Source organism: uncultured Eubacterium sp. (assembly GCF_934295145.1).
Taxonomy (GTDB): Bacteria; Bacillota; Clostridia; order Lachnospirales; family Lachnospiraceae; genus Eubacterium_I.
In genome coordinates this window covers 1-7,342 of the sequence record NZ_CAKRAS010000087.1, presented here as the reverse complement: position 1 = coordinate 7,342, position 7,342 = coordinate 1, and the positions used below count along the sequence as shown (strand labels likewise).

The window sequence follows — 7,342 nt, the reverse complement described above, 5'->3', positions numbered from 1 at the left end:
TACGACCGCATGAAACGTTATCAGGGCGAATGGCATCTGGAGCGTTCTTATACCTTCCCGGATTATTTCTTCATAGAAAGCAGCAATGGTGAACAACTGGAGAAAGAAATGAATCGCAATGAGCTGGCATCCAAAATACTGGCGACCGGCGGTATTGTCACGCCTATAGACAGCCAGGAAGAGGATTTGCTGCGTCGTTTGTCAGACGATTCTCACCATATGGGAATGTCCACCGGTTATATCGCAGAAGGAAAAATACATGTGACACAGGGACCATTGGTTGGTTATGAGTCACGGATCAGAAAAATAGATCGACATAAGCGGCTTGCGCGGATCAGTCTGCCTTATGCAAAGGGTGAGATGGAACTTCGCATGGGGCTGGAGATTACAAGTAAGCCGTAAAAATAATTCATAGATACAGGAGGTGAAACGCGAATTAATATTTTGCACTAATTATAAGACTTGTGTTGAATTGATTTTTTGAATGGTTTATTTGCAAACTCCGTATGCGGAATATATAAGAGATTGACAAGATAGGTGGCGGAACAACAGCAATGCATGATCCACGAATTACAAAGGTTGGTAGTTTTTTGCGTAAGACAAAACTAGATGAAACAGCAAATTTGATAAATATCCTCATTGGCACAATGAGTTTTATTGGTCCAAGACCAGAATTATGTGCATAGGTGGTTCGCTGTTTTTTGTGTTGAATAGAGATCTAGTGGTTTGCATCCAAACAGGTAAATACGAAAGATGTATTTTTCGTAGGCCGTGGCATTGATTATGCAATCTGTCTGGAGGGCAGCCTGAAGATGAAGGAGATCAGCTATATTCATTCCGAGGCCTATGCAGCCGGTGAGTTAAAGCATGGAACGATTTCACTGATCGAAGATGGTACGCTGGTGATCGGTGTGCTGACACAGCCGGAGCTTTATGAGAAAACGGTCAGCAATATGGTAGAGTGTAAGAGCCGTGGTGCATATCTGATGGGAATGACAACTTACGGCAATTATAATATTGAGGATACGGCTGATTTTGTGACATATATTCCGAAAACGGATCCACATTTCGTAGCATCACTGGCTGTGATCCCATTGCAGCTGATTGGATATTATGTGTCTGCCGCGAAAGGATTGGATGTGGATAAACCGAGAAATCTGGCGAAGAGTGTAACGGTGGAGTAGTGATGAAAGAGCTGTTCAAATATCATTATATTTATTATAAGGATTCTTCCTTCTGTCAGTATTTTTCAAAGCCACAGCCGATTTATGAGGAAGGCTCCATTCTACGCCTGGCTGAGTTACATATTATTTCAAAGAATGATATTGTCAGTGTTGAGGAGAAGTTTGATGCAGGGAATAATATCTATGCGTACTATTCTCAGAAATGCTCTGGCAGAATGCTCATTACACTGACAAGTGGTGAAGTGATGGAGTTGGGGATTGCAAAGGTAGAATAGATCAAGGACAGGTATTAAATTATAATAAACTATCGAAATAAATTTTTTGCAAAATGTTTTTCTATGTGCAACTTGCTATTTCCCAGGTTCGATGTTAAAATCATAACTAAATTGGGATGTTATGCGTATTTGGTAAAATACGTTTTATGTAACGAGAAAAAAGTTTGGAGGAATTTTAGTGATAGATCAGAGTAAAATCAGAAATTTTTGTATTATTGCACATATTGACCATGGTAAATCTACCCTGGCAGACCGAATCATCGAGATGACAGGTTTGCTGACCAGCCGTGAGATGCAGTCTCAGGTGTTGGACAATATGGATCTGGAGCGTGAACGTGGTATTACAATCAAAGCGCAGACGGTTCGTATTATTTATAAGGCGAAAGACGGGGAGGAGTATATCTTCAACCTGATCGACACTCCGGGTCATGTGGATTTCAACTATGAGGTTTCCCGAAGTCTGGCAGCTTGTGACGGTGCAATTCTTGTCGTGGATGCAGCACAGGGTATTGAGGCACAGACGCTGGCAAATGTATATCTGGCATTGGATCATGATCTGGATGTTATGCCGGTTATTAATAAAATCGATCTGCCGAGTGCGGATCCGGAGCGTGTCATTGAGGAAATCGAGGATGTCATTGGACTGGAAGCCCATGATGCACCGCAGATTTCTGCAAAAACAGGTTTGAACGTAGAGCAGGTGCTGGAACAGATCGTAGAGAAGATTCCGGCTCCGACCGGAGACCCGAAGGCTCCACTACAGGCATTGATTTTTGACTCTCTGTATGATGCATACAAAGGGGTTATTGTTTTCTGCCGTATCAAAGAAGGTACGGTTCGTACCGGTACGCCAATCAAAATGATGGCAACGGGAGCCACAGCAGATGTTGTGGAAGTTGGTTATTTTGGCGCCGGTCAGTTTATTCCATGTGAGGAATTATCTGCCGGTATGGTAGGTTATATTACGGCAAGTATCAAAAATGTACAGGATACCCGCGTGGGTGATACGATTACAAACCGTTCCAATCCGTGCGCAGAGCCGCTTCCGGGATACAAGAAAGTAAATCCGATGGTTTACTGTGGTCTGTATCCGTCTGATGGTGCGAAATATCCGGATCTGCGTGATGCACTGGAAAAACTGCAGTTAAATGATGCGGCCCTTCAGTTTGAACCGGAGACATCCGCAGCACTGGGATTTGGTTTCCGTTGTGGATTTTTAGGTTTGTTGCATTTGGAAATTATTCAGGAGCGTCTGGAACGCGAGTACAACCTGGATCTGGTAACGACAGCACCGGGCGTTATTTACAAGGTACACAAGACAGATGGAACCGTGATGGATCTGACAAACCCGTCCAACATGCCGGATCCGTCTGAAATCGACTATATGGAAGAGCCGATGGTAAGTGCAGAGATTATGGTAACCAGCGAGTACATTGGCGCCATCATGGATCTGTGTCAGGAGCGCCGCGGTATTTATATCAGTATGGAATATATGGAGGAGACGCGTGCGCTGATCAAATATGACCTGCCGCTGAATGAAATCATTTATGATTTCTTTGATGCGTTGAAATCCCGTTCCAGAGGATATGCTTCTTTTGACTATGAGATGAAGGGATACACCCGTTCTGATCTGGTAAAACTGGATATCCTTATTAATAAAGAAGAAGTGGATGCGCTTTCCTTTATCGTATTCTCCGGCAGTGCATATGAGCGCGGCCGCAAGATGTGCGAGAAGTTAAAAGAAGAGATTCCGCGTCATCTGTTTGAAATTCCGATTCAGGCAGCCGTTGGTGGAAAAGTTATCGCCCGTGAGACTGTCAGAGCAATGCGCAAAGACGTACTGGCAAAATGTTACGGCGGTGATATTTCCCGAAAGAGAAAACTTCTGGAGAAACAGAAGGAAGGTAAGAAACGTATGCGCCAGGTCGGAAATGTAGAGATTCCGCAGAAAGCGTTTATGAGCGTTCTGAAACTGGATGATAAATAAAAATAAGCTGTGCTGTTTTTGGCTTTTACTTATATATCAGTAATATATGTGAAAACGATGTAGAACAGCGTGATTAACAGGGGAAACATATGAAAGAATTAGAATTATATCTTCATATTCCTTTTTGTGAGCGAAAATGTGCATACTGTGATTTCTTATCTGCACCGGCTGATCCGCCGGTGCGGATTTCTTATATAAAGAAGTTACAGGAAGAAATTGCATATTACGGAGCACAATTTGAGGAATATCAGGTGAGCAGTATCTTTTTTGGCGGTGGTACACCGACAATCTTGGAAGGATATCAGCTTGCTGCCATATTAGAGACGGTAAAGAAGCATTTTCATTTGGCGGCAGATGCAGAAATCACAGTAGAGTGCAATCCGGGGACGCTGACGGCAGGAAAGGTAGAAAAACTGGTGCAGGCGGGATTTAACCGGCTCAGTATGGGGCTGCAGTCCGCGGATGACAGAGAATTGCAGCTTTTGGGACGAATCCACAATTTTGCGCAGTTTCTGGAAAGCTACGATCTGGCGAGGAAAGCCGGATTTGAAAACATCAATGTGGATCTGATGTCGGCGCTGCCGGGACAGACATTGAAAAGCTGGCAAAGTACGTTGCAAAAAGTGACAGCATTGCGCCCGGAGCATATTTCGGCGTACAGCCTGATCATTGAAGAAGGAACACCGTTTTATGAGCGGTTTGCAGAAGATGAGCAAATCCGGGAGGAAGGCGGGCATCCGCGTTTGCTTCCGGAGGAAGAGGCCGAACGGCAGATGTATGAACTGACGGAGGTTTTTTTGCATACAAAAGGGTATGAGCGGTATGAGATATCCAATTATGCGAAGCCGGGATACGAATGTCGGCACAACTGTGGCTACTGGACCAGAAAGGATTATCTGGGACTGGGATTGGGAGCATCTTCCTTTGTGGAACACCAGCGCTTTCAGAATACTTCAGATCTGAAGGAATATCTGGAACAGGAGTATCATCATATCCATATAGAAACATTAGACAAAAAATCCGAAATGGAAGAATTTATGTTTCTTGGTCTGCGTCTGATGGCAGGAGTCTCCCGGCAGCAGTTTGAAAAAACATTTCAGGTGACACTGGACAGTGTTTATGGAGAGGTACTTCGCAAATTAAAAGGCGAGCAGCTGATCGAAGAAGTGGCAGGCTATGTGCGCCTGACGGAGCATGGCATTGATGTCAGCAATTATGTGCTGTCAGAATTTTTACTATAATGCTTAACGTAATAAGTGTAATGAAAGCGGATTGCGAATGTCCGCTTTACAAAAAATGAAAAAAATGAAATTAGATGTTGACAAAGAAAAACGATAGTGCTACATTAGGTAATGAAGATATTAGCACTCCAAACGGTTGAGTGCTAACAAGGAAAAAAGCATCAATTACAGGAGCATGAAACACATGAGCGAAGGATTGGACGAAAGAAAAACGAAAATTTTACATGCAATCATTCAGACTTATCTGGAAACGGGTGAGCCGGTTGGTTCCAGAACGATCGCAAAAGCGTCTGATCTGAATCTCAGTTCTGCAACGATTCGTAACGAGATGTCAGATCTGGAGGAACTTGGGTACATCGTTCAGCCACATACTTCGGCAGGACGGATTCCATCAGATAAAGGGTATCGATTCTATGTGGATCATCTGATGGAAGAAAAGGATCATGAGATTTCCGATATGAAGGAATTTGTGATTGAGAAAACGGAGCGTATGGAATTTGTTTTAAAACAGATTGCAAAAATGCTGGCGGTAAATACCAATTATGCAACCGTTGTATCCGCACCTCAGACCCACCATGGAAAAGTAAAATTTATTCAGCTTTCCGCGGTAGATGATTCCCAGGTTTTGGCAACAATCATGTTGGATGGCAACATCGTAAAGAACAAGATCATTCATACAAGTGAGACACCGGATCAGGAGACAATGTTGAAGTTAAACATTTTGTTGAACGGAAGCTTAAATGGTCTTGCCCTCGAGGATATCAATCTTGGAACGATTTCCAGACTGAAGGAACAGGCAGGTATCCACAGCGCGATGGTAAGTGATGTGCTGGATACAGTTGCTCAGGCAATTCAGGAAGATGAAGATCTTGAAATTTATACCAGCGGAGCAACGAATATCTTCAAATACCCGGAACTGAGTGATTCTGAGCGGGCCAGCGAACTGATCAGTGCTTTTGAAGAAAAGCAGGAGTTCAAGGATCTGTTCACTGCAGATAAAGGAAACGAAAATCCGGGAACCGGCATTCAGGTGTACATCGGAAACGAAAGCCCGATGCAGGGAATGAAAGATTGCAGTGTGGTAACAGCCACTTACGATCTGGGAAAAGGAATCCGCGGAACCGTCGGAATCGTCGGGCCGAAACGTATGGATTACGAAAAAGTAGTTGACAACCTGCGAACCTTAAAGGTTCAGCTGGATGATATATTTAAAAAGACAGATGAGTAGTCATTGAAAGATGATGAAAACGGAAAGGTGGGATTTTGATGGCAGAGAACAAAAACATCAGCCCGGAAGAGATGGAAGAAGAAATCTTAGAAAATGAAGAAATAAATGATGCAGCGGAGGAAGAAACTGTAGAAGAAGCCGAAGAGGCTGTAGCCGAAGAACCGGAAGCTGAGAAAGAAAAAGGATCTTTCTTCAAGAAGAAAGAAAAGAAAGACAAAAAAGATGAGAAAATCGAAGAACTTACAGACAGAGTCAGAAGACAGATGGCTGAGTTTGATAACTTCCGTAAGAGAACAGAAAAAGAAAAGACACAGATGTTTGAGACCGGTGCAAAAAGTATCGTAGAAAAAATACTTCCGGTTGTTGACAACTTCGAACGTGGTCTGGCAGCTGTTACCGAGGAAGAAAAAGGAACTCCTTTCGTAGAAGGTATGGAAAAGATTTACAAACAGATGATGACCATGCTGGAAGAAGCAGGAGTAAAACCAATCGAAGCGGTTGGACAGGAATTTGATCCGAATCTGCACAATGCAGTAATGCATATCGAGGATGAAGAGCTTGGCGAGAACATCATCGCTGAGGAATTCCAGAAAGGTTACACATACCGTGATTCCGTGGTTCGCCACAGCATGGTAAAAGTAGCAAACTGACCTTCATTTATAGATAATAACAATATGAATATAGAATCAGGAGGACACGATTATGAGCAAGATTATTGGTATTGATTTAGGAACAACAAACAGCTGCGTAGCAGTTATGGAAGGTGGTAAACCGGTAGTTGTAGCAAATACAGAAGGAGCAAGAACAACACCATCAGTAGTAGCTTTCACAAAAACAGGTGAGAGACTGGTAGGTGAGCCGGCAAAACGTCAGGCTGTTACAAACGCAGAGAAAACAATCTCCTCTATCAAGAGAGAGATGGGTACAGATTACAAGAAAGAGATTGACGGAAAGAAATATTCTCCGCAGGAGATTTCCGCAATGATTCTTCAGAAATTAAAAGCAGATGCTGAGAACTACTTAGGCGAGAAAGTATCTGAGGCTGTTATTACAGTTCCGGCATACTTCAACGATGCTCAGCGTCAGGCAACAAAAGATGCTGGTAAGATCGCAGGTCTTGATGTAAAACGTATCATCAACGAGCCGACAGCAGCAGCTTTAGCTTATGGTCTGGACAACGAGAAAGAGCAGAAGATCATGGTGTATGACCTTGGTGGTGGTACATTTGATGTATCTATCATTGAGATCGGTGATGGTGTTATTGAAGTATTATCTACATCTGGTGATAACAGACTTGGTGGTGATGATTTCGACCAGAAGATCACAGATTATATGATCGCAGAGTTCAAGAAACAGGAAGGTGTAGATCTTTCTACAGATAAAATGGCTCTTCAGAGATTAAAAGAAGCAGCTGAGAAAGCGAAAAA

Annotated in this window: 7 protein-coding genes and 2 pseudogenes; all 9 read left to right on the top strand. The window is 43.2% G+C overall.

Annotation, left to right across the window (positions count from 1 at the left end; translation table 11 throughout):
* Positions 1 to 402 (top strand): hypothetical protein (locus tag Q0I54_RS12650; protein WP_296119112.1); only part of this gene is annotated, 402 nt, incomplete at its 5' end.
* Between the two features lie 155 nt (positions 403 to 557).
* Positions 558 to 677 (top strand): annotated as a pseudogene (locus tag Q0I54_RS12645) (sugar transferase); the annotation flags it as partial.
* A 45-nt stretch (positions 678 to 722) separates the two neighbouring features.
* Positions 723 to 1,184 (top strand): annotated as a pseudogene (locus Q0I54_RS12640) (SIS domain-containing protein); the annotation flags it as partial.
* Between the two features lie 2 nt (positions 1,185 to 1,186).
* The gene (locus Q0I54_RS12635; RefSeq protein ID WP_296119110.1) at positions 1,187 to 1,459 is read left to right on the top strand and encodes a hypothetical protein; all 273 of its coding nucleotides are present in this window, start codon (positions 1,187 to 1,189) and stop codon (positions 1,457 to 1,459) included.
* Positions 1,460 to 1,631: 172 nt separating this feature from the next.
* Entirely contained in the window at positions 1,632 to 3,446 is a 1,815-nt protein-coding gene (lepA, locus tag Q0I54_RS12630) for a translation elongation factor 4 (protein WP_296119114.1), read from the top strand.
* Positions 3,447 to 3,535: 89 nt separating this feature from the next.
* Positions 3,536 to 4,687 (top strand): radical SAM family heme chaperone HemW, encoded by a 1,152-nt coding sequence (gene hemW / locus Q0I54_RS12625; RefSeq protein ID WP_296119108.1) that lies wholly within the window; start codon positions 3,536 to 3,538, stop codon positions 4,685 to 4,687.
* Between the two features lie 184 nt (positions 4,688 to 4,871).
* The gene (gene hrcA, locus Q0I54_RS12620) at positions 4,872 to 5,915 is read left to right on the top strand and encodes a heat-inducible transcriptional repressor HrcA (RefSeq protein ID WP_367270855.1); all 1,044 of its coding nucleotides are present in this window, start codon (positions 4,872 to 4,874) and stop codon (positions 5,913 to 5,915) included.
* Between the two features lie 38 nt (positions 5,916 to 5,953).
* Positions 5,954 to 6,565, top strand: a complete 612-nt coding sequence (gene grpE / locus Q0I54_RS12615; protein ID WP_296119103.1) for a nucleotide exchange factor GrpE — start codon at positions 5,954 to 5,956, stop codon at positions 6,563 to 6,565.
* Positions 6,566 to 6,617: 52 nt separating this feature from the next.
* Positions 6,618 to 7,342, top strand: a 725-nt coding sequence (locus Q0I54_RS12610) for an Hsp70 family protein (RefSeq protein WP_296119098.1), incomplete at its 3' end; no start/stop codon positions are given.

Coding starts and splice junctions, on each gene's coding strand:
- Q0I54_RS12635 (WP_296119110.1), top strand. CDS start 1,187: ATGAAAGAGCTGTTCAAATATCATTATATTTATTATAAGGATTCTTCC.
- hemW (WP_296119108.1), top strand. CDS start 3,536: ATGAAAGAATTAGAATTATATCTTCATATTCCTTTTTGTGAGCGAAAA.
- hrcA (WP_367270855.1), top strand. CDS start 4,872: ATGAGCGAAGGATTGGACGAAAGAAAAACGAAAATTTTACATGCAATC.
- grpE (WP_296119103.1), top strand. CDS start 5,954: ATGGCAGAGAACAAAAACATCAGCCCGGAAGAGATGGAAGAAGAAATC.